The organism is Pontibacter rugosus (genome assembly GCF_042678745.1).
Taxonomy (GTDB): Bacteria; Bacteroidota; Bacteroidia; order Cytophagales; family Hymenobacteraceae; genus Pontibacter; species Pontibacter rugosus.
In genome coordinates this window covers 1-24,916 of sequence record NZ_JBHTLD010000045.1, presented here as the reverse complement: position 1 = coordinate 24,916, position 24,916 = coordinate 1, and the positions used below count along the sequence as shown (strand labels likewise).

21 protein-coding genes and 1 tRNA gene are annotated in these 24,916 nt (G+C 47.3%); 8 read left to right on the top strand and 14 right to left on the bottom strand.

Annotation, left to right across the window (positions count from 1 at the left end):
- Nucleotides 1-195: 195 nt before the first annotated feature.
- The 8 genes from ACFQ2O_RS07235 to thpR form a co-directional block, all read right to left on the bottom strand.
- Nucleotides 196-2,016 (bottom strand): ABC transporter ATP-binding protein, encoded by a 1,821-nt coding sequence (locus tag ACFQ2O_RS07235; RefSeq protein WP_377524825.1) that lies wholly within the window; start codon nucleotides 2,014-2,016, stop codon nucleotides 196-198.
- A 347-nt stretch (nucleotides 2,017-2,363) separates the two neighbouring features.
- Entirely contained in the window at nucleotides 2,364-3,839 is a 1,476-nt protein-coding gene (locus tag ACFQ2O_RS07230; protein ID WP_377524820.1) for a sodium:solute symporter, read from the bottom strand.
- A gap of 70 nt (nucleotides 3,840-3,909) precedes the next feature.
- Nucleotides 3,910-4,932: an MBL fold metallo-hydrolase gene (locus ACFQ2O_RS07225; RefSeq protein ID WP_377524814.1), complete on the bottom strand. Its 1,023-nt coding sequence runs from the start codon at nucleotides 4,930-4,932 to the stop codon at nucleotides 3,910-3,912.
- A gap of 239 nt (nucleotides 4,933-5,171) precedes the next feature.
- Entirely contained in the window at nucleotides 5,172-5,834 is a 663-nt protein-coding gene (locus tag ACFQ2O_RS07220) for a hypothetical protein (RefSeq protein ID WP_377524803.1), read from the bottom strand.
- 96 nt (nucleotides 5,835-5,930) lie between these two features.
- Nucleotides 5,931-7,763 carry a M61 family metallopeptidase gene (locus ACFQ2O_RS07215; RefSeq protein ID WP_377524798.1) on the bottom strand — a complete coding sequence of 611 codons (1,833 nt, stop codon included), beginning with the start codon at nucleotides 7,761-7,763 and terminating at the stop codon, nucleotides 5,931-5,933.
- Between the two features lie 694 nt (nucleotides 7,764-8,457).
- A complete protein-coding gene (locus ACFQ2O_RS07210; protein WP_377524793.1) occupies nucleotides 8,458-9,114 on the bottom strand; it encodes a class I SAM-dependent methyltransferase in 657 nt (218 codons plus the stop codon).
- Nucleotides 9,115-9,149: 35 nt separating this feature from the next.
- Complete coding sequence (locus ACFQ2O_RS07205) at nucleotides 9,150-9,641, bottom strand: CinA family protein (RefSeq protein WP_377524788.1); 492 nt, start codon at nucleotides 9,639-9,641, stop codon at nucleotides 9,150-9,152.
- A gap of 57 nt (nucleotides 9,642-9,698) precedes the next feature.
- Nucleotides 9,699-10,244 (bottom strand): RNA 2',3'-cyclic phosphodiesterase, encoded by a 546-nt coding sequence (thpR, locus tag ACFQ2O_RS07200; RefSeq protein WP_377524783.1) that lies wholly within the window; start codon nucleotides 10,242-10,244, stop codon nucleotides 9,699-9,701.
- Nucleotides 10,245-10,339: 95 nt separating this feature from the next.
- Between thpR and ACFQ2O_RS07195 the strand changes: the two genes are divergently transcribed.
- Entirely contained in the window at nucleotides 10,340-11,059 is a 720-nt protein-coding gene (locus ACFQ2O_RS07195) for a phosphatase PAP2 family protein (protein WP_377524778.1), read from the top strand.
- A 230-nt stretch (nucleotides 11,060-11,289) separates the two neighbouring features.
- Nucleotides 11,290-11,371, top strand: a tRNA-Leu gene (locus ACFQ2O_RS07190).
- Nucleotides 11,372-11,515: 144 nt separating this feature from the next.
- On the opposite strand, the gene ACFQ2O_RS07185 is transcribed toward ACFQ2O_RS07190, so the two are convergent.
- Genes ACFQ2O_RS07185 through ACFQ2O_RS07175 form a run of 3 tightly spaced genes read right to left on the bottom strand, consistent with a single transcriptional unit; the run spans nucleotide 11,516 to nucleotide 14,553 of the window.
- On the bottom strand, nucleotides 11,516-13,147 hold the full coding sequence (locus ACFQ2O_RS07185) for an ArnT family glycosyltransferase (RefSeq protein WP_377524773.1): 1,632 nt from the start codon (nucleotides 13,145-13,147) through the stop codon (nucleotides 11,516-11,518).
- 4 nt (nucleotides 13,148-13,151) lie between these two features.
- Entirely contained in the window at nucleotides 13,152-13,805 is a 654-nt protein-coding gene (locus ACFQ2O_RS07180; protein ID WP_377524768.1) for a lipid-A-disaccharide synthase N-terminal domain-containing protein, read from the bottom strand.
- Nucleotides 13,792-14,553 (bottom strand): glycosyltransferase, encoded by a 762-nt coding sequence (locus tag ACFQ2O_RS07175; protein WP_377524763.1) that lies wholly within the window; start codon nucleotides 14,551-14,553, stop codon nucleotides 13,792-13,794. The genes ACFQ2O_RS07180 and ACFQ2O_RS07175 overlap by 14 nt, the downstream gene beginning before the upstream one ends.
- A gap of 85 nt (nucleotides 14,554-14,638) precedes the next feature.
- Here ACFQ2O_RS07175 and ACFQ2O_RS07170 point away from each other — a divergent pair, with 85 nt between their 5' ends.
- Nucleotides 14,639-15,334 carry a phosphatase PAP2 family protein gene (locus ACFQ2O_RS07170; protein WP_377524758.1) on the top strand — a complete coding sequence of 232 codons (696 nt, stop codon included), beginning with the start codon at nucleotides 14,639-14,641 and terminating at the stop codon, nucleotides 15,332-15,334.
- On the opposite strand, the gene ACFQ2O_RS07165 is transcribed toward ACFQ2O_RS07170, so the two are convergent.
- Complete coding sequence (locus ACFQ2O_RS07165; RefSeq protein ID WP_377524753.1) at nucleotides 15,327-16,385, bottom strand: NAD-dependent epimerase/dehydratase family protein; 1,059 nt, start codon at nucleotides 16,383-16,385, stop codon at nucleotides 15,327-15,329. The two genes, ACFQ2O_RS07170 and ACFQ2O_RS07165, sit on opposite strands and share 8 nt — an antisense overlap.
- A gap of 259 nt (nucleotides 16,386-16,644) precedes the next feature.
- Between ACFQ2O_RS07165 and ACFQ2O_RS07160 the strand changes: the two genes are divergently transcribed.
- The 5 genes from ACFQ2O_RS07160 to ACFQ2O_RS07140 all read left to right on the top strand — a co-directional run bounded on the left by ACFQ2O_RS07160 (nucleotide 16,645) and on the right by ACFQ2O_RS07140 (nucleotide 23,636).
- Nucleotides 16,645-17,325 (top strand): response regulator transcription factor, encoded by a 681-nt coding sequence (locus ACFQ2O_RS07160; protein WP_377524749.1) that lies wholly within the window; start codon nucleotides 16,645-16,647, stop codon nucleotides 17,323-17,325.
- A complete protein-coding gene (locus tag ACFQ2O_RS07155; RefSeq protein ID WP_377524746.1) occupies nucleotides 17,322-18,560 on the top strand; it encodes a sensor histidine kinase in 1,239 nt (412 codons plus the stop codon). Before ACFQ2O_RS07160 ends, ACFQ2O_RS07155 begins: the two co-directional genes overlap by 4 nt.
- Nucleotides 18,561-18,735: 175 nt before the next feature.
- Complete coding sequence (locus ACFQ2O_RS07150; RefSeq protein WP_377524743.1) at nucleotides 18,736-21,612, top strand: tetratricopeptide repeat protein; 2,877 nt, start codon at nucleotides 18,736-18,738, stop codon at nucleotides 21,610-21,612.
- A gap of 42 nt (nucleotides 21,613-21,654) precedes the next feature.
- The gene (locus tag ACFQ2O_RS07145) at nucleotides 21,655-22,236 is read left to right on the top strand and encodes a SixA phosphatase family protein (RefSeq protein ID WP_377524738.1); all 582 of its coding nucleotides are present in this window, start codon (nucleotides 21,655-21,657) and stop codon (nucleotides 22,234-22,236) included.
- Nucleotides 22,237-22,355: 119 nt separating this feature from the next.
- Nucleotides 22,356-23,636 carry a DUF389 domain-containing protein gene (locus tag ACFQ2O_RS07140; RefSeq protein WP_377524733.1) on the top strand — a complete coding sequence of 427 codons (1,281 nt, stop codon included), beginning with the start codon at nucleotides 22,356-22,358 and terminating at the stop codon, nucleotides 23,634-23,636.
- On the opposite strand, the gene ACFQ2O_RS07135 is transcribed toward ACFQ2O_RS07140, so the two are convergent.
- Both ACFQ2O_RS07135 and ACFQ2O_RS07130 read right to left on the bottom strand, forming a co-directional pair.
- Nucleotides 23,637-24,068: an RDD family protein gene (locus ACFQ2O_RS07135; RefSeq protein WP_377524730.1), complete on the bottom strand. Its 432-nt coding sequence runs from the start codon at nucleotides 24,066-24,068 to the stop codon at nucleotides 23,637-23,639. It lies immediately after the preceding gene.
- A 187-nt stretch (nucleotides 24,069-24,255) separates the two neighbouring features.
- Nucleotides 24,256-24,732 (bottom strand): RDD family protein, encoded by a 477-nt coding sequence (locus ACFQ2O_RS07130; protein ID WP_377524727.1) that lies wholly within the window; start codon nucleotides 24,730-24,732, stop codon nucleotides 24,256-24,258.
- Nucleotides 24,733-24,916 lie beyond the last annotated feature (184 nt).

The window sequence follows — 24,916 nt, the reverse complement described above, 5'->3', positions numbered from 1 at the left end:
TAAGCTACAAGATAAAGAAAGGAAGCATATAAATATTAGCGTTTTGTTTCTTAATGCAGTCTCTGAGAGCAAAACATTAAGTGTAAAACGTTAACTAATTACACTTTTGATCTTTTCTAAAGCATGTGGCATAATTTCTTGTCAGAAGCCTGAACACAAGTATAGCTGCATGAAGTTCACTTATGGGGTACTTATTTAGCTTAGCTCAAATTGTAGTTTAAGTAGATTGGCGTAAATGCCGTGAGGGTTTAGCGAAAGCTCTTCGTGTGGGCCTTGCTCCACAATCTCTCCGTTCTCAATCACTAAAATCTTGTCTACTTTTCTGATAGTAGCCAAGCGGTGTGCGATAACAATAGTAGTGCGGCCTTTCATCAGCTCATCCATTGCCTGTTGCACCAAGTGTTCTGATTCAGAGTCGAGGGCGCTGGTGGCTTCGTCAAGTATAAGTATGGCTGGGTTTTTAAGTATGGCTCTGGCAATAGCCACACGCTGGCGCTGCCCACCGGAAAGTTTGATGCCTCGCTCACCTACCAGTGTATCCAATCCTTCCGGGAAAGACATAATAAAGTCATAGGCGTTGGCTTTGCGGGCTGCATCTTGAATCTCAGCCTCACTTGCTTCTGGTCGGCCGTAAGCAATGTTTTCGCGGATGGTGCCACCAAACAGCAGTACTTCCTGCGGTACTACACCAATATTGCCACGCAGCATCGTCAGGTTCATATCTCTGATGTCTTGGCTATCTACTGTGATACTTCCGCCCATTACATCGTAATAGCGCATCAGCAGCTGTATGATAGTAGACTTACCGGCACCACTTGGCCCAACTAATGCCACTTTCTCACCTGCCCTCACGCTAAAGCTGATATCACCCAGCACTTGCAAATCGGGGCGTGTAGGGTAGGAGAAGGATACATTCTGATATACAATATCTCCTTTTACTCTAGGTATGGCTTGTAGGTTAGGCAACGTTTTGTCGCTTGGTTCTTCATGCTCCTGTAGTATCTCCAGTATGCGTTCTGTCGCTCCTAAAGCTGACTGTACTTTACCATACAAATCGCCGAGGCCACCTACCGATGCACCAATAAATACTGTATAGAGGACGAAGGAAACCAAGTCGCCTTGTGCTATCTCGCCGTTTGCCACTAAGGTTACGCCATACCAGATAACGAGTATAATGCCTCCAAACAGACCAACAATGATGAAGGTAATAAAGGCGCCACGGTAATAAGCGCCTTTCAGAGCTGTTTTTACAGCTTTGTTCAAGGTAGTTTTGTAACGGTTAACCTCAAACATCTCATTTGTAAAAGCCTTTACAGTGTTAATTGCCTGCAGTGTTTCTTCTACGATAACGTTTGTATTTGCCAGTTCGTCCTGTGTCTTTTTGGAGAGCGTTTTGATGCGGCGACCAAAAACCAACGCCAGTGCCACCAGTACCGGAAAGGTGGCCAGCATAAACAGTGAAAGCTTAATCGACATCCACATAATCACGATAACGCCTACGATTAGCGTGGTTGTTTGCCTGAAAAGCTCGGCCAGGGTAATAGACATAGCATCCTGCACCTGGGCCACATCCGTTGTGATGCGGCTGGTAACCTCGCCCACGCGGCGCTTTTCGTAAAAAGAGATAGGGAGCTGTACAAACTTGCTGTACAGGTCGCGGCGGATATCAGCCACGGCATTTTCACTAACCTGCGCAAAAAAGTAAACCCTGAAAAAGGAGAAGATGCCTTGAAGAAGTATGATGCCGAACAGGCCCATCGCAATAACGTTTATGTCTTCTAACAAACCATCGGCATTGCCGGTAGCGGAGTCAAAAAGCTTACCCACCAGAAATGGGAAAGCCATAAACGTGAGGCTTGACATCACCAGGAATACAAGACCTACTATAAATTTATACTTGTAAGGGAGTACGTAACGGAAGACCTGTAGGCCACGGCGAAAGCTCTCTTTGCTGATCTTCTTTCTGCCTTCCTTTTCTTGTTCGCTGTCGCTTGACCCGAATCCGCGTTTAGCCATTAATAATACGCTGCTTAAATGTGTAAGACTCTAGAGGCCTGTTAAAGCCTGCTTAAAGCCGTTAGGGTATTAGTGGTACAACAGCTAAATCAGCTTAAAAATGCCACTACCCCGCAAAATCTTACAAAGGTAAGTATAATGTGACAAAAATGATTGATTTAAGATGTGAGATAGCCAGGTTAGCTGCTTGTTTTGAGTTTTGATAAAAGAGGTGGCTATTGGTGCTGGTGTTTGAAGTAAGTAAAATGCAATCTTATGAATTCAGTTCAACCTCATCACCTGTTTGAATCCTTTAACAAAAAAAGGCGCATACAGCGCCTCTTTAAAAGTATGGTTAGGAGGTACAGTTATACTTTTGGCTCCTGTGCCAGTTCCAGCTCGTCAATTCTGCCTGTAGATATGCCCATTAATCCGGCAAACGTTAAAAAGCCGTTTAGGATGAGTACTTCAAAGCCGAACTCATAACCCCAGAACCAATCCACGGAGTTAAAGCTTATAATAAGCGTCAGTAGCGGGGCAATAATACAAACAGCGGGAACAAAGCGGTCGCGTACGGCGCGTTTGGTGTAAAGGCCAAAGGAGTAAAGGCCCAGCAACGGCCCATACGTATAGCCTGCTACTTTAAATACCGCTGTGATCACATTCTGGTCATTTAGAATCTCGAAAGCTATAATCACGATTACCATCACCAAAGAGAAGCCAGCATGTACGATATAACGCACCCGCACGCGCTCCTGCTCACTACGGTTTTTAAAGTCAAGAAAATCAACACAGAAGGAGGTGGTGAGGGCGGTAAGCGCGGAATCGGCGGAGGCATAGGTTATAGCTATGATACCAAGTATAAACACGATGCCCGCGAAGTAGGTGAAATGGTTTAGTGCCAGGAATGGGAAAACATCATCGCCACGTGTGGGCAAGGCTATTCCTTTTGCCTCGGCATAAATGTACAGCAGGGCACCCAACGCCAAAAACAAAATGTTTACAAGCACCAGGATCGTGCTGAACCAGAACATATTTTTTTGTGCCTCGCCAATGTTTTTGCAGCTTAGGTTTTTCTGCATCATGTCCTGGTCGAGGCCCGTCATAACGATTGCGATAAAGGCGCCGGAGAAGAACTGCTTCAGGAAATATTTGCTGTCTTTCACGTCCCAGAAAAACACCTGCGAGTAATCACTGGCTTGTATGGTGTCTACCAAGCCCTGGAAGCCAAGGTTCAGTTCATCTGAAATAAGCCAGATACTTGTGCCCACGGCTATGAGCATGGCTGCTGTCTGAAAAGTGTCTGTCCAGATAATCGTTTTCATGCCGCCCCGGAAGGTATACACCCAAATCAAGGCAATGGTAATGATAACGGAAACAGTAAAAGGCACACCTAAATCATCGAAAACGGCTAATTGTAGTACACCCGCCACCAGGAACAAGCGTATGGCAGCGCCCAATGTGCGCGAGAGCAGGAAGAAAGCCGCCCCCGTTTTATACGACCACCAGCCAAAACGGTCCTCCAGATAAGTATAGATAGACACTAGGTTCAGGCGATAGTACAGCGGCATGAGCACGGTGGCAATCACAAAATAACCTAACAAATACCCCAGCACCAGTTGCAGGTAAGAAAACTGTGCGGCTGCCACCATACCCGGTATTGAAACAAAAGTAACCCCTGATAAAGAGGTGCCGATCATACCAAAAGCTACCACATACCACGGTGAGTTGCGGTTTGCCAGGAAAAAGGTCTCAGAGTCGGTGTTGCGGCTGGTGAGGTACGATATAAAGATGAGAATACAGAAATAGGCTACTATTAAGCCAATGATAAGAGTTGAAGACATAGTATCTGCTGTAATTCGTAAGATCGAAGTTGGGTCGAGTTTACAAATATAGCAAAACTAATACCTCAAGCTAAACTTGCGCCATATCATGCAGTAATACGGGCTCACCGATAGCCGGAATTCTCAAACCCTGTAACACACCTGTTGCCGCCACCTGCTCCAGCAGGCGCACTGGCTCGCTGGCCGGCTCATCAGACAGATCGAAGGTGCCATAATGCATGGGTATGAACATGCCTCCGCGAAGCAGATTGTAAGCTTTAATGGCTTCGTGTGGGTTCATGTGGCTCTTCTGCATCAGAAAGGCAGGCTTGTAAGCGCCAATAGGCATGATGCAGACATCCATTGGTCCGAACAGCTCCTCTATTTCTTCAAAGTGCGGGGCAATGGCTGTGTCTCCTGCAAAGTAGAGTGTTAGAGTTGGTGTCTTAATGACAAAGCTTCCCCAGAGCACTTTGTTCATATCCAGTACGCCGCGGCGGTGCCAGTGGGAGGCAGGCATAAAGTATACCTCCACGCCATCAGGTAGCAGGTCGTACTTTTGAAACCATCCTGCTTCCTGGTAAGGCAGCTGCGGGTTAATGCCGCGCAGCAAGTCTCCGGCACGCAGCGGTACCAGCGCCTTTACCTGCGGGTTACTGCTGAAAACGGTCTGGATAGATTTGCTGTCGAGGTGATCGCGGTGCCCGTGAGACAGCAGCAGAAAATCTATGTCGCGCAGCTCTTCAGGCAAGCAGGGAAGGCCAACCCGGCGTTTCACCATCGGGAGATCATAGAGAACCGGATCTGTCAGGAAAGTAACACCATTGAGGCGGATAAAGAAAGAGGCATGTCCCAGCCATACCACCATGTCGTCGTTGCTATGGATAAAAGCATTGCCTGGGTGCACAGGTGGTGTAAAGTTATCGTGTTTCTTCTCTTCCCGCTGCGGGTTTTTGCTGAGCTGCCAGCGCAACACCTTGCTTAAAGCCGGGTTATACAATTCATCTCCATTGGCAAAACGTCCGTCAACTGTTTTGTTGCCACGATAATTAGGCTTTACTGTTTCGAGTCGCTCGTTGCGGATATGGCGGATCTGTTTGTCTTTCTGCTGCAAAATGTTGTTCTGTTGGTTCTGGTAGTATAACTGCTAACGTACCTTTTGGTTAGCTTGATGCAAAAGCAACTTATAAGGACGTCTTTATAAAGCTAAATATACACATTTTAAAAGCCCTAGGTCACCCACTATCGTGCATATAAGTTAGCTTTATACTTGCTCCAAAACCAAGATAGCTTGTAAAACAAAAACGCTTCTCTGTAAACCAAAGAAGCGTTCCCGATATGTTTTTTTATTGGCTAGTACCAAAGGTTATTGGGGTAACCATACCCCTGCGTTGCAAATGGGCTGGCAAAAGGAGAAGCACCGTCAGTATAGCGTACCCCACCGGTTATGCTGAAGTTGCTGGTTACTTTATAGGTTGCCCTGAAATCTGCACCCATACGACCCGGACTGTAAAATCCCCTGTTTAGATCCCCGGCTGGCATGTTGGAAAAGTCCTTCCAGATGTTGCCGCTAAGTATAAGCCTGTCGCTGGCCAGGTAATCAACCCCAACACTTGCCACATACTGGCTGCCGCCGCTGTTGCGGTACATAACAGTAGTGCCTTCAGCGGTGCCAAACTTAGTAGTATAGGGCGTGGTTTGTACATAGCTTAAGCCTGCATTTACCCGAAAGCGGTTGCTGACCTGGTAGCGTACCGTTGGCTCTACAAAAGTTGCACTGCCGAATGCGTTGCTAAAGCTGGCTCCCATGTTAAGGCCGTAGCTAAGCTTAGGACCAGACCAGGCTGGCTTTTCATCGGCAGCAGCGTTAGCTTCTGGAGCAGTAGTTCCTACGGTTGCAGAAGTAGCCTCAGTAGGTATTGGTGCGGCATCTATGCTAGGCTTTACATCCTGTGCCAGTGCCTGACCAGCATACATGAGGCTGACAGTAAGTATGGTTCTGAATATATTTTTCACGTGAAATGTCTGAAGTATAAATTCTTATACTAAGTTACAAGGAAGATGGTTCAAAAGCAACCTTACTGAAAACGCGCTGCCAGCTTACTTATTGCTTTAACCAGCTTTAGTACCCAGCCATGCCTGGCGATACTGTTCTATTGCTGGTGTTACCGGCTTGTTTATACTTTCATAAGGCACTACCTCTAGCGTAGGTACCTCATCTAATGTAAGGGTAACGCTACGTGTTTGGCCGTGTCGGTTAAAGGTTACAGCCACCTTATCTCCGGGTTTATGCTTTTTTAGCACCTTTTGCAGGTCTTTTGCTTTTTTAAGTTTACGTCCATCCACTGTCAAAATCACATCACTACGCTCCAGACCGGCTTTATAAGCTTCTGAATTTACATAAGTGCCATTCGTAATTTCGGCTCCATCACCTTTATAGTTTAATGAAACCCACGCCAAGTCGGCTTCTCCTGGGTTTGACTTGCGCAGTTCTAAACCAGCCTTGGCTAATAATGCTGCATAATCCGGAAGTTGGCTGCCAAATACACTTTGCTGAAAGAATTGCTTTGCCCAGGCAGCATCTCCACTAACTTCTGCTAAGGTTTCCTCTAAGTCGGCCATAGTATAAGGCTTTTCTGGAGAGCCATACTTGCGCCACAAAGCCTGCATGTAGTCATCAAGGGTTTTACCGTACTGCTGGCGTAGCGTCATATCCAGCGCTAAACCAGTTACGCTGCCGTAAGTATAATAGGAAATAAACGTGTTGTGGCGGTTTACAGGGTCAACAGAGCGGGCTGCATCCACAAAAGGCGCCTGCTGGCTCATCTGTACCAGGCTGTGGTACTGCCGGCCCGGCGATAGAAGCACATAATTTAAATCTCCTGCCAAGCCTTCTGCATATTCCTTGAGGTCAAACGTGCCGGTGCGTGCTAGTGTCAGGTCGCCGTAGTAGCTGGTAAACCCTTCTGCCAGCCAAAGCCCTTCCGTCATGTTCGCCTCCTGAAAATTGAAAGGCTCCAACGTCTTCGGGCGTATGCGCTCCACGTTCCAGGCATGGAAATACTCATGCGACACAGTGTTCAGGAGTGACTCCATAGCTGATGCCAAAGGTCTGGAGCTGGTGAGGATGGTGGAGTTGCGGTGCTCCATGCCATCTCCTGTGGCTTGCGGCATATAGCAGCCAATAAACGTATAGCGGCCAAAATCATACGCAGGTAACTCTCCAAACACGGCACGCTGCTCGGCTACAATTTTCTTTGTCTGATCTACATACTGCTGAAACTGCTCTTTGGTGCCGTTGTGATGCAGCGCCACTTGTATGGTTTTAGGCTTTCCTTTGTCATTTACTGTCCACTCCGCAAAAGAGAAGTCACTCAACTCTGTGGGGCTGTCCATCAGGTACTGGAAATTAGGAGCAGAGTAGGTAGTGCCTTGTTCCTGCTTTAGCTGCGTAGCCACTTTCCAATTACTTCCCTGTGGTATGTTGAAGGTAACGGTGGCTGGTGCTTGCTCAAAATTGCGGGCGTGCATGAGCGTGGCGGGCATGTTCAGGTGCGCGTGTGTTTCATCTACTCCGGCATAAGTGCCATCAGCATGGTCTGCAAACAAGGTGTAGCTTATAGTAACAGTTCCTTTGTGTCCCAGCACGTTCCATTCATACGTGTTCGGGCGGAATACCTGGAGGGTATTACCCTGCGCATCAGCTGCGTGGACGTTGTACACGTTTTTGGCAAACTCATGTATAGCGTAGCGGCCCGGCGAGGTGCGGGGCATCAGCACTTTCAGGGTATCTGTAGTGATATCAGAAAAAGTAACCTTCACCTCTGCCTCATGGTGCACCGCATTAGGGAAAGACAGCTCATACTTAACCTGCTGTTGTGCCAGAATCGGCTGCGCCATCAGTCCAAGGGCGAGGCTTAGCAGGCTGTATAGTTTAGATTTCATTTGTATTGTTGGAGTGGTTAGAAGCTTAAATATAGCGATTGAAGAGGAGGGGAGCAATGTTTGTACATGGTTTAGTTATTATAGTGAGAGGGTGATTACTACTGGCTTGCAAAGCTCCGGCTATACTTGCAATATCATTAGTTATACTTAGGCTATACTTACGAAGCATCTCCTCTGGCGCGAGTTTTCAACTCGTGTCTTACTATGGTGTAGAGCTTCCAGCTCTACTGGCTCGCAGAGCCACACCTGTACAGCTTTGGCTATATTTATTAAACCCTATCGCCGCCGCAACCTCAACCAAGCTATCCTTTCTAGCTTCTGCTCATCCTCCAGCTCACAGATACCAACTGTTTCTCTTCTTGCTTTGGAGCGCTCACAGCTGGGGTAGGGGCCCTATATAAGCGCGGGCTCGTCTTCCCGCATCGCGCTTTGTAGCCTTCCTACCTAACGGCTGCCGCTCGCGCGGCATCGGAAACCTACAAGGCGCTCAACGGAAAGACTGGAAACAGTACAGGTAGCCAAAGCTGACGGAACTTAAGCAATGTATGATGATTTGTAGGGACAGGTCGCGACCTGTCCGCGCGGTACCTCCCGCCATGAAATTTATACTTTAATTTTAGCAGCTACAGAAATTCGGCTGCTTGCTTTTCTCTGAAAAGTTAGAATATTCATTTATCCTAACTCAAATCACAAGCTAAACTTCCCGCTTAAGTACCTTTGCCTGCACCATGCCACTGTAAAAGCTTTGGCTGTACTTCTCTGTAAATCCAAGCGAGTCGAAATGTTTTTTATAAGCAGGAAGTTGCTTTGCCTGTACACCACTAAGCAAGCCAAAAAAAGTATACATGCTTTTGAGCAGCACACGTTGCCACCAAGCCGGTGGTTGTTGTAGAGGCCAGAAGTCGGCGAAGAGCCACTGCCCATTCGGTGTCAGTGTGTTGGATAGAGTCGTCATCAGGCTCTGGAGGCGTTGCGGGGGGAAGAGGTCCAATAGGAAAGGCGTAAGGATTACCTCGAACTGTTCCTCGGGCAACAAACTCTTTTCATTGCCCAACCTAAAACGAACGGTGCTGGATTGAGTCTGCCGCTGCTTCTTATACTTCTGCTCAGCCAGCTGCATCATAGCCGGAGCTGCATCCAGGTAAAGGATTTCAAGCTGGATATCAGAATGTAGAAGTTGCTCTAATATCCAGCCGCTTCCACCACCAATAACCAGTACACGTGCCTGCCGCTGAATAAAGGGCAGCAAAGCCAGTTGCGCCTGCTGCAGTGCATCGCCGAAAACAAACGTGGCCAACGCATCATAAAAAGAGGCAGTATAGGTAAATCCGCTGTCAGGAAGTTTGGGCAAAGTATAGGAGGTGGGTTTTACTTCAAAATTAGCGGTTATCGGTTGTAGTGCTGATCCAGTACGCCTTTTATTTTCTTAAACACATACTCGACCACCTGTTTACGCAGACTGTCCGCATCACCCTTGAAAACCTCCCGGAACTCTTCTGCCTTACCGTCATACAAAAAGGAGATAAAAACCGTGCCCACAGGCTTTTCAGCTGTTTCGGAGCCGCCCTCACCAAGCAATCCTGTTGTGGCAATGCACAGGTCCGCGTCTATCTGCTTTTTCAGGCCCATGACCATTTCGTTGGTCACCTGCTGCGATTCAGCTGTGTAGAGTTCCAGCGTCTCTTTTTTTACGTTTAGCAGTTTTTGCTTTACTTCTGGCTGATAAACCACCAAACTCCCTTTCAACACATCGCTGCTGCCTTTGGCTCGTACAAACTCTGAAGCGAGCATGCCAGCGGTGCAGCTTTCGGCAAAGGCCACCGTTAGGCCATTGTCCTTCAATTCCATCATCAGTTTGGTCAATTCTTTCGGATCCATTGTATCGCCTTTATGGTTTAAACAGAGCTTGTTTTACTCCTATTGTCAGGAAGAGGTTTATGATAAATTGAAGTAATTAAGCACCGAATAGATAGGGTGAGGCGATGCCAGCTCAGACTGCCAGAGGGCAAGGCCTGGCACGGCCAGCTGTAGGGGCGCTTCAGAAGTTGTTGCGGGCAGTTCTTTTGGTAGTTGTCTGTCCTTTCGGAAGCGGGCCAATGTGACATGCGGAATGGCTTTTAGTTTTTTTACCGGCTCCTGTGTCAGGGTTTCTGTTAAGTCCTGGCTCAGTGCTTCAAATGCAGGGTGCTTTTTAAATCGTGCCCACAGCAGGCGTGGTTGTTTCTGGTCTGGGCCTGGCTCTATCTGCTCGAAATCAAGTATAAATGGATTATGTCGTTGCGCCACCTCCTCGAGGTGTTGTTTTATACTTGGTAGCTGCTGCTCCTGTGTGTTGCCAATAAAGTATAAAGTAAGGTGCAGGTTCTGCGCAGGCACAAATCGTATGCTGGGGTGGGTGTACGGTTGTAGCTGCTGTTGCAGCGTTTCTTGAAGCTGGAGAGGTAATGGTGCGGCTACAAATAACCTGATACTGTCTTTCATAGTTTTAAAGAGTATATTCGATCGCTAATAATACGTAAGCTAAGGGCAACAAAAGAAGTTTGCTCTACCATACGTTTAAATGATGATAGACTGATATGATTCGAAACATCTATAAAAGGCTTGCGGCAGGCCTGGCCCTTTTCACGTTTGAGTTGCTGTTTATATGGTTGCTCTTTTTAGCCTGCATTGTGGTATTCCTATACATTGGGGCAGAAATACTTCAAGGAGATACAATTGGCTTTGATGAAGCTGCCTTTAGCTTTGCTGCCAGTCTGGGCAGCCCGGCAATGAACATTTTTATAAAGATTATTACCTTCTTTGCCTCACAGCAGTTTTTGATTCCGGCTGGGCTCTTACTGATTGCCTACTTCCTGTTTGTGCGCAGGCACCGCTGGTATTCGCTAAAAGTGCCTGTTGTAGCGCTGGGTAGTATATCACTTAACCTTATCCTGAAGTACTTTTTCGATAGGGAGCGGCCTATGTCGCCTTTGGTGCATGCTTCGGGTTTGAGTTTTCCGAGTGGCCACAGTATGATGGCTGCCTCTTTTTATGGCCTGATTATTTACCTGGTTTGGCAGAACGTAAAGAATGTAGCACTAAGGTATATATTAACGGTGCTGCTGCTGCTTTTCGTTTTCCTGATCGGTTTCAGCCGCATTTACCTCCGTGTGCACTATGCGACTGATGTATTGGCAGGCTTTGCAGCTGGATTTCTATGGGTTATTGTCGGTATTAGCATGCTGCGGCGCATTGAGCGCTACTCCAGGAAAGAAATTACACCTGTGCTTCAGGATGAACCTGTACAAAAGAATTAGCAATCAGGTATAAATTTTTCAAGTGTTGTGTTCTTTGCAAGGTGCAGTAAGTCAATCGTATGGCTCATGTGAAATAGCTTTTAAGGCGTTGAGAGCTGTTTATTGCTGTTTGCAGCAATAAAATTTCTTTACAGAAAATTGCTTTTTGAGATATACCTGTTAATTTTGCAATCTCAATGAACGAAAAGGGTTAAAGGGTTTTGGGTCATTGATACGATGTAGTTTGTTTCGCGCACGTGGCGAAATTGGTAGACGTGCAGGTCTCAGAAGCCTGTGCCTTCGGGTGTGGGAGTTCGAGTCTCCCCGTGCGCACATTATATATTAAACTTCATCAAAGGGCTAATCTTCGGGTTAGCCCTTTTTTATTTTGCGGCACTGTATAAAAGGAGGAGGCGCTTACAGTGCCTTTCAGACCTATGAGCGCCTCCTCTTTAGTGTTTTTATACTTGGTGAGAACTAGAAATACACTGTCCACTTTCCCACCTTTACCTGCTGCTTAAAATAGTTAAGCATCCACCTTCTTTTTTTAGGCAACTCGTCTTTCAGTACCAGTACCGGCTGTTGCCTCAGCAGTTGCTGCAGGCGTTGCTTATCCGCACCACGGTCTAAGTTTAGCAGCTGTTCCCGCCACTTCTCATCCTGCTCAAACTGAATTTCCCGCTCCAGCTTGCTGCTGCCATCCTCCAGCGAAATAATACTGCGATTCAGCTCAAAGGCGAGCGAAGGTAGAAGTTTGTTGTAGACCAGAATAGGTCGATGCTCTAGTTGATGTTCCTGTATGGCACTTGCTATGGTTCTGCTGCCGTTGGTGAAATCAGGGTTATAGCCAAACAGGTGCGTAGAGTAAGGTAGTAGTAGAAGTGTAAACATCACCACGGCTAGCATCAGTTTTAGTAGTGGTGGCTGCTCCTGCTTCCAAAGTATAAACAGGCCCACCAGCATTAATACAGGAAACAGGAGCACCCACCACGGAAGAGTCACACCAATAGGCAAAAGAGGTGCAGCTAGTAAGGCAACTGCCAACAGTAAAAGATAAGCAAAGCTAGCCTGCATTATCTTGGTGAGCGATGCCTGAGGCAATGCTGAAAGTACCCAGGCCGTAAGTAAGGCTTGACCTGCAAAAACAGGCAATATGTAAAGTATAAGCTTAGAGCCAGAGAACGAAAAGAACAGCAGCGGCACCAGTATCCAAAGTATAAAAAGTCGTTTCAGCTGCTTTGGTAAGGCCTTTAGCTGTTTGATTTTTAGCAACAGCATAGCAGACCAAGGCAAGCTAAGCAGCGGTGCCAGCACCAGGTAAAACCACCAGGGCTTAGAGCGGCCGAAGGTTTCAGGGTTAGCATAGCGCTGCACTGTGTGCTTAAACAGAAAATAATCTACTAATTGCGGATCCTGCCACATGAGGTATGCATACCAGGAACTACCTATGACCAGAAAAAGCAGCAAACCCGGTAGATGATGCCATGTAGAAGATGGTTTGTTACCTGCCCTAGACGAACCCCATCCAATGGCTACAAGTATCGTGAATATCAAACCTACTGGCCCTTTGGTTAGGAACGCCAGAGCCAGCAACAGGTAAAAGGCGTACAACCAACGAGTTTTTGTATCGCCCTTATACTTAAGCCAGGTATAAATTGCCGCCAGCTCAAACGTTGTCAGAAAAGAGTCTGTGGTAAGGTTGCGGGCAGATAGTAATACGGCTGGAATGGTAAGGTATACCACGGCAGCTGTTAACGCCTGCCGCTGCTCTTTAAACATCTCTTTGCCGATCAGGTAAACCAGCCATACTTGCACTACCAAGGAAACCTGGAGAAAAAACCTTGCTCCGAAAGCGTCAGGGCCAAAAAGCTCCATGCCTAAAGCCGAAATGATGTATGTAACCGGTGGCTTGTGGAAGTGCTGAATGCCTAGCAGGCGTGGGTGCAACCAGTCGCCGCTCAGCCACATCTCGCGGCTGATTTCAGCATAGCGGGCCTCACTGGTTTCAATCACTCCCCAACCACCTAAGTTGTAAAGCAGAAACAGAAACAGCACGAGCAGCAGGCCATACAGCAGTTGGTTGCTGTGCCTTGTGTCGGGGTGAAGCATGGTGTTAGTTTGATGTAGAAGGTTGTTGAGCAGCTTGTTCGCGTTGCCCAAGTATAAAATTACGGCTGTAGGCTACTACCCCAAATATCTGCCCCAGGAAGAGCACCGGATCAATGCGCATAACGGCATAAGACATAATCATGAGGCTGCCCACCAGGCTTATCACCCAAAATCCGTTCGGAATAACAGACTCCTGCAGCCGCTCAGCATAATACCATTGATAGACAAAGCGCAGCGTAAAGATCAACTGGCCTGCACCACCCCAGGCAATAAGTGCCCCGGAGATCTTGCTGTGTTCCATAATATAGCTAAAGCTGTACTTATCGCTCCATAGCAGCCATATAAGTGCCAGAAACGGAAACAAAATCGCTCCCCAACGCACAGGTGCGGCCAAATCGTCCCACATGTGCTTTAGCTTAATATTGCGCAGGTAGATGAAGTAAGAGATAAACTGCCCTCCAATAATCACTAAATCGTTACGCAGGGCTCCATAAGCCATTAGCAGGATAGAAGCTATCAGACTGGTGGTCCAGAAGGAGGTAGGCGAAAGCACTTTGCCAGCTTTCTCAGAGCTGACCCACTGGATCAGGATACGAGCTGAAAACAGCAGTTGCGCCAGCAGCCCCACCCCGTAAATGAGCATCTCAGATATGTCCATTGGCAACAGGCTGGTTCTCTAACTCTTCTGCAATGCTATAGTTGATGTAGCGCTTGCGCATCCATCTAAAGGCAAAGGTGTCATTCAGCGGGCCCCATAGGCGGTTGAACAGGTGGTATTTAGAGTAACCAGCATAGCGTTCAAAGTGCTGTACCGGTAGCTGCTTTACGCTGCCACCCTGCAGTTGTATCAGCGCAGGCAGGAAGCGGTGCATCCCGTCAAAGAACGGCACGCGTTTGGCGTAAGCGGCATCCATGATTTTAAGTGGGCAACCGGTGTCTTCTATGCCATCTTTGATCATATAGCGGCGGAAGCTGTTGGCAATCCTGGAGGATAGCTTCTTGACGAAAGTATCTTTCCGTTTTGCACGGATGCCAATCACCATCTCATACTGCTGCACGTGCTCCAGCAGCAGCATAAAATCCAGCGGCGAGGTTTGCAGGTCAGAATCTATGTAACCTATATGCGTGGTTTGGCTATAGTTTATACCGGCTTTGATAGCTGTGCTTAAGCCCCTGTTGCGGTCCAGCGAAATATAGCTGTAGCCGGGGCTGTGCTGGCAAATCTCACGGATCAGCGGCAGGCTGTTATCTGTGGAGCCATCATTCACAAACAGCACGTGTGCAGCCACTGGCGACTGCGCTAGAAACGCATCCATGGCCTCTCGGAAACGCTGCAGACAGCCTTCCTCATTGAACACAGGTACAAGTATGGTGAGCGAAACTGTAGCTATGGTTTGGTTAATCATGCTGAATCAACTTTAATAAATCATTTATCTAAAACAGCCTGGGCAGTGTGTTAACTCCTGCCATTGCAGCGCGTACTAAGCTGAGATGAAGCGCCGCTTTCAACCTTTTCTCCGACTCGTAGCCCTTGTCTCTACCGAGGTAGTAGTGCTGGGGCTTGCGCTGTTAATTTGCCTGCTTCTATTCCTTTTCATGGCCTACATCGTTTTCGCTGTCCCAAATTCAGCGCTCGATGATGCCCTATTTTCCTTTGCCGACCAACTGGCCTCGCCCGCTATGACAAAGGCCATGTTTATACTTACCTTCTTTGCCTCAGCAGAATACCTTTTCATTGCGCCACCGCTGGTGGTGCTGGTTTTCTGCTTCTTCCGGCACCTGCGCTGGCACGGGCTGCAAGTACTGCTCGTCGCTCTTTCTACCTCCATCCTGAATCAACTGATGAAACGCTTCTTTGAGCGGCCTAGGCCAAGCTTTGCCATGTTGCAGCAAGCGGGACTCTCTTTCCCAAGTGGCCATGCCATGATTGGCGGAGCCTTTTACGGTGTGCTGATCTATGTTGTCTGGCGCACCGTACATCAGCAGGTGTGGCGCTGGTTACTTGTCTTTAGCCTTTCGTTGCTCATTCTGCTTATCGGTTTTAGCCGCATATACCTGAAGGTGCATTATGCCACCGACGTACTGGCTGGCTTCGCCATGGGCTTCCTCTGGCTGATGATCTTTCTTAGGCTAATGCGGCAGTTTGAAGAAACTTACAATGCTAAGTTTGGTCAACTACCTAACTAGCTATTTGTAAGATTTGCTCCTCTAGCTGGTGGTAAGCCTTAAACCATGTAACAAACGCAGCTAAACCCTGCTGCAGCGAAGTGTTAGGGCTGTAACCAGTGGCTTTTATCAGTTCGTCTACGTTGGCGAAAGTAACCTTTACATCTCCGGGTTGCATTGGTTTAAGGTCCAGAATAGCTCTTTGGTCCAATAGCCTTTCCAGCGTATTAACCATCTCCAGCAGTTGTACCGGCTTGTTGTTCCCGATATTGTACAGCTTGTATGGCGCACTTGATGTTGCTATTTGTGGTGCGGATTTTAATAACCTGAGAATACTCTCTACCACATCACTTACATAAGTAAAATCACGAAGCATGTCGCCATGGTTAAACAACTGTATGGGAGTGCCTGCCGCAATGGCTTTGGCGAAGCTATAGTAGGCCATATCAGGCCTACCCCAGGGGCCATAGACGGTAAAAAAGCGGAGACCTGTAGTAGGAATGCCATACAAATGGGCATAGCTATGCGCCATCGCCTCGTTTGCCTTTTTAGTCGCTGCATAAAAAGATACCGGCGCATCTGTCTGCTGATCTGTCTGGAAAGGAATCTCTTTATTTAGCCCATATACCGAGCTGGAGGAGGCAAATAAAAAGTGTTGTATAGTATGGCGGCGGACACATTCGAGCAGGTTTGCAAACCCAACTAGGTTACTGGATACATACTGTTCCGGATGCTCCAAGCTGTGGCGCACCCCAGCTTGTGCTGCCAGGTTAATCACAACATCAAAGCGCTGGCTTGCAAACAGGTGCTGCAGTGCCTCCGCATTTACCAGATCTAGCTGCACAAAAGATGAGTTGAAGGCAGAAGTGCTGGTTAACAGTTGGTTAGGCTTTATACTTTCTTGGCAGAAGCCCTGCAGTTCTAACCGCCTATACTTCAAAGCTGGGTCATAGTAGCTGTTAAGGGAGTCCAGCCCTACGGTGGAGTGGCCGCTTTGCTGTAGCGCCAGCATCAGGTGGTGTCCGATAAAACCGGCACTCCCCGTCACAAGAATGTGTAGCTTAGATTTCATGTCTACCGTGTCAGTTTGTGAGCGTCAGTTAAGGTGCACCGTAGTACCTTACTGCGGTTGCGGATGCTAATAAACTGGTAGAATCTGTAGAAAATCTGTAGATTGATTTTTAGCTTACCTCTTTGTGGTAATCAGCCTTTTTTTGTTCGCAAAGATGATAATCAGACAGGTACAAGGTTAAGGTATTGCCGTATATTGTCGTTTCCGTTAGTATTGTAGTAGAGGCGGAGTAGGTGATAATGAGCGCTATTTAGTAAGTATGAAATTGTTGTTAGTTGAAGATGAGCCAGCGCTGCTGGAGGAGATGGAGCATTATATGCAGGAAAATGGCTTCCTATGTGAGAAGGCATCCACCTATGCTACCGCAGAAGATAAAGTGGGGCTCTATGCTTATGATGTGCTGGTGCTGGATATTACACTGCCGGGGGGCAATGGGCTGCAGCTGCTAAGAAAGTTAAAATCGTTGCATCCTGAAACAGGAGTCGTGATTGTTTCTGCCAAAAACTCATTGGATGATAAACTCACCGGATTTGATCTTGGCGCAGATGATTACCTGACAAAACCTTTTCACATGGAAGAATTGAATGCGCGTGTAAATGCGCTGATCCGGCGGAAGGATTTTAAGGGAAGCTCGTCTATTACTTTTGCCGAAATTACAGTGGATACGCAGGCAAAAGAAGTGCTGTCTGACGATAAGAAGATAACCTTAACCAAGAAAGAGTACGAGCTACTGCTATACTTTATCATCAATAAAAACCGCCTGCTGAGCCAGCAAGCCATAGCAGAGCACCTTTGGGGTGATAACTATGACATGAATGACAACTATAACTTCGTTTACATGCACATTAAAAACCTGCGGCGTAAATTAATAAGCAGCATCGGCAACGACTATATTAAAACAGTGTATGGGATGGGGTATAAGTGGACAGCCAACCAGTGAAACTATTACATAAAACCACACTGCTATACCTGCTGGCCACCACGCTTATTCTAATTGCAGCGGGCGTTACGCTAATGCTTGTCCTGCATAAACTGGTAGATGATGAAATAAACGAGGAGCTGCGCCTGCAGTATGACTTGGCAACGGAAATGATATCGAAGGGCACTATGCCTTCTATTCCTCTCAGCACAATTGAAGTAGTATCTCTGGCAGTAGCCCCATCTGAAAAGTTAGGGGATACCCTGGTGTATGATCGGGTACAGGATATGGAAGAAGAGTACAAATACCTTCGGAAAACAGACGTTATAAATGGGCAGAATTACCGCATCATGGTCATGGATTCTCACCTTGGCTGGCAGGAGTTTACAAACACAATTGCATGGGTGTTTTTTGGAATAGCGGTGCTGCTGATAGCTGCCGGAGCAGCTATCAATTACCTGGCCGCCAGAACAATATGGCAACCGTTTTTTAAAAACCTGAATACGTTGAAGAGGTTCACGCTCAGTGCTCCCCTGCCCGTTAAGTTGCGCCAATCCAATATCCGTGAGTTTGAAGAATTGCGGGAGGTTTTAGAGGAAATGACGCAAAGGAGTTGGCAGGAGTATACGACCTTACGCGAGTTCACAGAAAACGTCTCACATGAAACACAGACTCCCCTGGCAATTATCCGCTCTAAGCTGGACAGGCTAAGCCAGTACCCTGTTTCTGAGGAAATGGCTGCACACATTGTTCATGCCAAATCTGGTGTAGAGCGCTTATCCAGGCTTAATAAAAGTCTGCTGTTGCTGGCCAAGCTTGAAAACAGGACATTTACAGCTAAGCAGGAATTTGACTTTTGTCTGTTAATACAGGCACAGGTAGAGCAGATGGAGGAGTTATTTGCCCTGCGTGAAGCAAACCTGTCGCTAAGTTGCCAACCGCTACGCCTGCAGGCAAACCAATACCTGTGCGAAACGCTGCTGTCAAACTTGTTGGCAAACGCGCTGAAGTATACACCTGCTGCTGGCGCAGTACACGTTTCCTTAACCGCTTCTGAACTTACTGTTAGCAACACAGGGCCGGAAATGGAGCTGTCGCAGGAGCAACTGTTCAGGCGCTTTAAGAAGTCACATCAAAGCAATACTTCTAATGGTTTAGGCTTAGCTATTGTAAAGGAAATCTGCACGCTGCACGGCTGGCGGATACTTTATACTTATGAGGAAAGCCAACATGTTTTTACAGTCAAATTTAAGTGAGAGGCTGCGTGTAGTAAGTTTACATATCCAATACAGATGTTTTTATAAGGCATTGGGGTGTGCTCCTGTGCAATTTTAGAGTTTAGACTGTGAATTCGGAAGATAATGCCATTTGCCTTTCATCAATTGCAGGAAGTTTCTATTTTTATAGCTTATATCTTTAAGCTTCCTTCCTATGTTGTCTGTTCCCAAAAAAGTACTGTTCTTTTCAGCAGCTCTTTTAGCCTGTTTGCCAGCCTTTGCCCAACATCCTGATGAGGTGCCGGAGGTGCGTCAAAAGTTGCAGCAGGAACGGCAGCAAGTTCTTAGATCAAGTATGAATCCGTCTACAAAAGCTACACGCCTGCTGGAACTGGGGGCGTGGCAAGAGGCGGAGCAGGTGCTGCAAACAGCTAAGCCTAACCCGGCTACAAAACTGGCACAGGCAAGGCTATTTATACTTCAAAACAAGTTTGAGCAGGCAAAGGCGCTGGTGCAGGAGGTATTGCAAAAGGCCCCGCAAGAGCACGAGGCACTGTTGCTGCAAAGTAAGCTACAGGTACAGGCATGGGAACTGGAGAAGGCCAAAACAACAGCAAATACCCTACTCCAAAAGAACCCAAAAGACGAAGCCGCTGCACTGGCATTAGGCCGTATCCTGATGCTGCAGAAAAGATATGACGAAGCTTTATCCTGGGCAAAGCAAGTACAGAAGTGGAATCCTGAGAACGCCCAGGCTTACCTGCTGGAGTCTGATGTGCATTTCTGGAACCAGAAGCCGGAGTTGGCAGAGCAGCCGCTGATTAACAGCCTGAGCCTGGACCCTTTCAACGCAGATGCCCGTTTTAACTACGGTTATGCGATTTGGCGGCGTGTAGATGCCACACAACTGAACGCAATGGCGGCACAGTGGGAGCTGGCACTGGAACTAAATCCTTTACACTATGTGACGCACTGGCACTGGGGGAACGGACACACGAACCTAACCTATGCCGATTATATTCAACCTGAAGATGAAGATGTACGGGCAGCTTTGAAGCCTGCCGATAAACTACTTTCTGAAAACAAGCTTCAGGAGGCATTAAAAGAGATACAGACGGTACAGCAAAAGTATGCGAAATCTGTATTGCCTGCTATGTTACGTGGTTCGGCCTATTACATGGCCTTCGATATGAACCGGCAGGAAAGGCTTGACTCTGCCCAGGCTATTTTTCAGCGTATACTGCGCCATAAAGAACATTACGGACCCGCTCATAACGCACTGGCTGCCGTAATCAAGCAAAAACAACTGACCTACCTGCACAACTACGACTCGCTGCACCAGGTAGTGACACAAACTGAAATCAAGGATCCGGTTAACTTCACAAGAGTTTTCCCGGATGTGGCTTATTATCCTGGCAAAGAGGTGCAGCAGATGGTGTGGTCGCAGTTATATGAGAGTATTGTATACTTTCCGTTCCTATCCAAACAAGGGGAGAAGTTTGTGATTCCTCCCTTGCATACTGACTTAGCCATTGCCATGGGCTCACCATACTTCCGGCAGGCAACTACATTCGATAACCGCCAATGGATGGACATACGGGGAGTAGGAAGTGGGGCAGCTGGCATTGAGTACGTGGTGCGGGGCTCTTACCTGGAGCGCAATGTGGTGCTGCACGAGTACGTGCACCTTTTCCATCAGAGCGTATTTACAGATGCGGAAAAGCGGGAAGTACGGCGACTTTATAACCAAGCTATGCAGCAAAACCGAACGCTGGATTATTACTCTGCCAACAACGAGCATGAGTACCTGGCTCAAACCTACCCAGCCTATTTTGAGCCGGTAAAAGTACATCCCCTCAATCATAAATCAATCAATACCACCTCTGACCTGAAAGCCAAAGACCCTGAGCTTTATACGTTTCTGGATGGGCTGGTAAAGCGACAGCAGGCTTACCTGGCTGGAGATAAGCAGGCCATGGCAAGCAATTGGGCACAAGTATACTTAAACATGGCGGAGCAGGCACAACGCCAGAAAGACCTTCAGAAAGCAACTGCCTACTTAGACAGTGCCTTAACCTGGGACAAAGCTTATCAACCTGCCATGCTGGCTTATGCCCATGTAAAGCAGGAGCAGCAGCATTTTAAAGAGGCGAAGGCATGGTTGGAGCGTGCCAGAAATATTGATCCCAAGTATGCGCCTGTATATGTGGCGGAGGCTGCTTTGCAGGAAGAGATGAAACGCAGCGGCAAGCTAAATGCCCATGATGCTCTGATGAGCCAAATAGAGCTGTACAAGCGTGCCTCTGACCTGGAAACAGACCCGCTGACCAAAGCTTATACCAATCAACGCTTCCGTGAGTTTTTTATAGCTTATGGGATGGTGCCGGAGGCCATAGCTGTGGCAGAAGCTTACGTAGAGAACGCTCCCACCATTTCTACCTATCTCCGCGACCGCCGCGATGAAGCATTGGCCTATAGCAACTGGCTAAAAGGTACAACCAGCAAGGCAGGAGAGCCGGAGCTGGAACTGGGCAGATTAGTAGCGTTGAAGCCGCAGAATTACAGTTTGAGAAAGCAATATGCTGATGTGCTGGCGGCACAAGGCAAGTATAAAGCAGCTCTTGAAACGCTGGCAGAAGCGCAACGGATATTAACGGCATCCGGCTCGCCAAGAGCAGATTATACGGTGCGCATGGCAGCTTATCAACTACAGCTAAAAGACAGGGATGCTGCCCGAGCCACGGCACAATCACTTTTAGATGGCAAAGTAAAAGTAGCAGATGAGGAGTTATACCTGTTGGTGCCCGTCTTGGCAGAACTCGGCGAAACTGATAAAGCCAATGCCGCCCTGAAGCAAATGCAAAAGCCTGAAACAGTGGTAGAGCAGGCGCAGCAGCTAATAGCGCGTGCACGCATGCAGGAGGCCAAAGGCAGGATCAACAATGCTATACAAAATTACAAAAAAGCCTTGCTGCTATATCCCTACCAGCTGGATGCCCGGCAGCGTTTAGTAAGTCTTTTGCAGCAAAAGGGGCGGAAGCAGGATGCCGCTGAAGTACAGCTGGCAGGAGAGCAGCTCTCTCAATCTTAAAATATACTAAACACATACACGCTAACCTTGAACAGTTATTACATGAAAAAACAACTACTACAGCATGGCTGGTTTATCATCTTGCTGCTACTCTCTGTGGCTTGTCGTCAGTCTCCTACGGGGCAGGAGGGCGCAATGCCCGTGGTGAACCCTGCCGATAACAATGGCCAGCCTACCGTCCTGTACCTGGTGCGCCACGCCGAAAAAGACATTTCTGACCCGTCCAACGAAAATCCAGGGCTGACAGCAGAGGGAACGGCAAGAGCAGAAGCTTTGCGTTCGCTGCTACAGGAGCAAGAGGTAGATGCCTTATATGCTACAAAGTATACCAGAACCAAAAGCACGCTTATACCGCTGGCAGAAGTTAAAAACCTGGAAATAAGGCAGTACGAAGCACATGATTTCAATGGGCTCAGAGATAAGGTTCTGCAAAACGATAAAGGGCACACACTAGTGGTAGCGGCACACTCCAATACTCTCTTACCGATCATAGAAGCATTTGGGGCAAAGCGACCTGTATCAGACATCTCGGAGCTGGAGTATGATTACCTGTTTAAAATTACCATAGCTGCCGACGGTACCGCCACAGTAGAAACAAGCAACTACGGTAAGGCTAGCCGCTAAAGCCGTACAATATTTGCTGAAAAGGCCCCTGCCAAACGTATGGCAGGGGCCTTTTTGCATTTTACGCTAACTCATACAGGCCTCGCCTCCGTAGTAACAAGTATAAAAACTGAAAATTTATGCGCAGATTAACAATAAGAGTGAAAGATGGCGAAGGAGAGGAGATCAGGAAAATTGCAGAACAATACCAAGCAAAAAACTTAATGGTGCAGCCGCTGCATGATGGAGAGTTGGTAACCATACACTTGAACAATCAGAAAGTAAGTAAATTCATAGATAGCATCAGCTCCTATCCAGATGCGGAGATCAACCTTATTCCAAGAGGGATCATCACCTTGTACCCACCACAGGAAAGTGCCCCTGATCAGGTAACGGATGTATCGAACAGGAGCCCGATAGAGATCTTTTTAGGAGGCTTGCAGAGTGTAGGTTCCAAGACAGGCTTACTGATTTATTCTATTGCCGGTGCTATACTGGTATGGGTTGGCTTTTACACGAACACAAGCTATTTGCTTGTGGCGGCTATGTTAGTATCTCCGTTTGCCGGACCTGCCATGAACGCTGCCTTAGGTGCTGCGGCGGGTAAAATAAACCTGCTGAAGCAGAGTTTGCTCCGCTACTTTATGGCGATAGGCACAGCCATACTTACCACTTTTGTGATTTCTTTGCTGATGCAGCACGAGCATGCTACCACATTGATGATCAGTGTGAGCCATATTTCGGTTGTAACGTTTCTGTTGCCTTTGGCGGCAGGAGTGGCCGGGGCTGTAAACCTGATTCAGTCTGAGAGAGATAGTCTGGTTTCAGGGGCGGCAGTAGGAATGCTTGTGGCGGCTTCGTTGGCGCCACCTACCGGCTTGATAGGTATGTCTTTGAATTTTGGCAACTGGCAACTTATCCGGAGCGGTGTTTTTCTGCTCATTTTTCAGCTGGCTGTCATACAACTTACCGCGGCACTTGTATTCAGGATGATGGGTAAGATAACAGTGAGAGGGGTGCGCTTTGCTACAGGCCAGGAGTATGTGTTTAAGTTATCCATGGGAGTATCTGCCCTGGTAGTGGCAGGAATGCTGTTTTGGCAGTTTTCAAACCAACCAGGTTTACAAAAGGCTAGCTTGAATACACGTATTACAGAGGTGATGCGCACAGAGTTAAATAAGCTGGACGGTATAGAAACCATTGAAGTAAGCGCACGATTTACGCGAGGCACGCTACCCAACCTAAACCCCGTGATTTGTGAGTTGTACCTTTATAACCGCAACGATTCGCTGTCAGATGAGCAGGTAAAGAAACTTGTGCAGGATATACTGCATAAGCGTATCAAGGCAGAAAACTGGAATGCCGACCCCATGTTTAACATCACCATGCTGCACTACGAAGGGCAGGCAGGTAAGCCCTGATTAGCGGCGCACTACCTGAGCGTTAGCTAAACGATCATGTAGTGTGCGGCGGGTATCATTGGGGGCTCCTACCAGGAAACGCACCATTGTTATAAAAGCAGTAGCCGGTTTAGCGAAAAATCTGATACTGGCAGCTTTAAACGAAAGCCGCTGTCCAGAGGTAGCTGTGACACGTAAGTTCAATAAAAATTTACCTATGGTGCCCTGGCAAGAGCAGGTTTCAGCACCTGCAAAGTATAGCCAGCTTAACAATAGGTGCAGGAGTCGCTCCGGCTTTAGCAGCAGCGCTTTCTCATCGGTACTGAAAGTAAAGTAATCAGCAAGACCAACCAAGGTAATCAGGAGTAGCACATCCAGCGAAAAAGCTATGAGCCGGGGCCCAGGATTAGCGAGTTCGCTCTTAGTATTTGTTTGCGTATAAGTTGCCTGCATAGGTTCTCTAAATTATTAAGTAGGGGACCTTTCTATACTTGCAGACGGGCACTAAGTTGCAGTTAAAAGTAAATTACTGTTTCTAAATTTATAATAATCAGTATTTTATACTTACGAATTGTGCTTGAGATGATTCATTTCAGAGCATGCCACCATAAAACCAACGGAGTATCTGTCTGATTTGCGTTTAAGCAACAGGCGGTTTGTTACCTGGGTGCTGAAATACCAGTGTGCTTGCCAGCATATCGTGCAGGGCCTGACGACGCTTGGTAAAAGCAGCCATAATATATCCGATCAAAAGTATCAGACCAGATAGCATCTTACCAAAATAGCGACCACTGGCACGGGCAAACGACAGACGATAGCCTTGTGTATCCGTTACAAAAATTCCAAACAATTGCTTTCCAGGTGTGGCTTGTTTGGCTGAACTCTCAAAGCCGGCATAGTAAAGCCAACCAACAAAAGCGCTGATTCCCTGGAGCTTTATTCTATTCTCGAAATCATCTAACTCTGGGGCCAAGGGTAAGCCAAGTAAAGGAACAAATAGAGCCAATACCAGCGACATGGCAAGGGCATCTACAAAAAAAGCAGAAAGGCGTGTCCAGAAGCGGGCATAGTCAAGGGGTAAAGGATTGTTATCTTCTTCGTGTTGGTAAAGTTGCATGGGTAATTTGTAGTGTTAGCAGCGATGATACGACATCTACGGCATAAATAAAAGCTGAAGTAGAGGATATACCTTTAGGAGCTACTCATATAGCTATACCAGTACTGCTCTTAAAAACTTCATTAGAAGTAAAAATTGAATTTTTATTGCACCCTATGTTACCATCTTTAAGTTTTAAATAAAA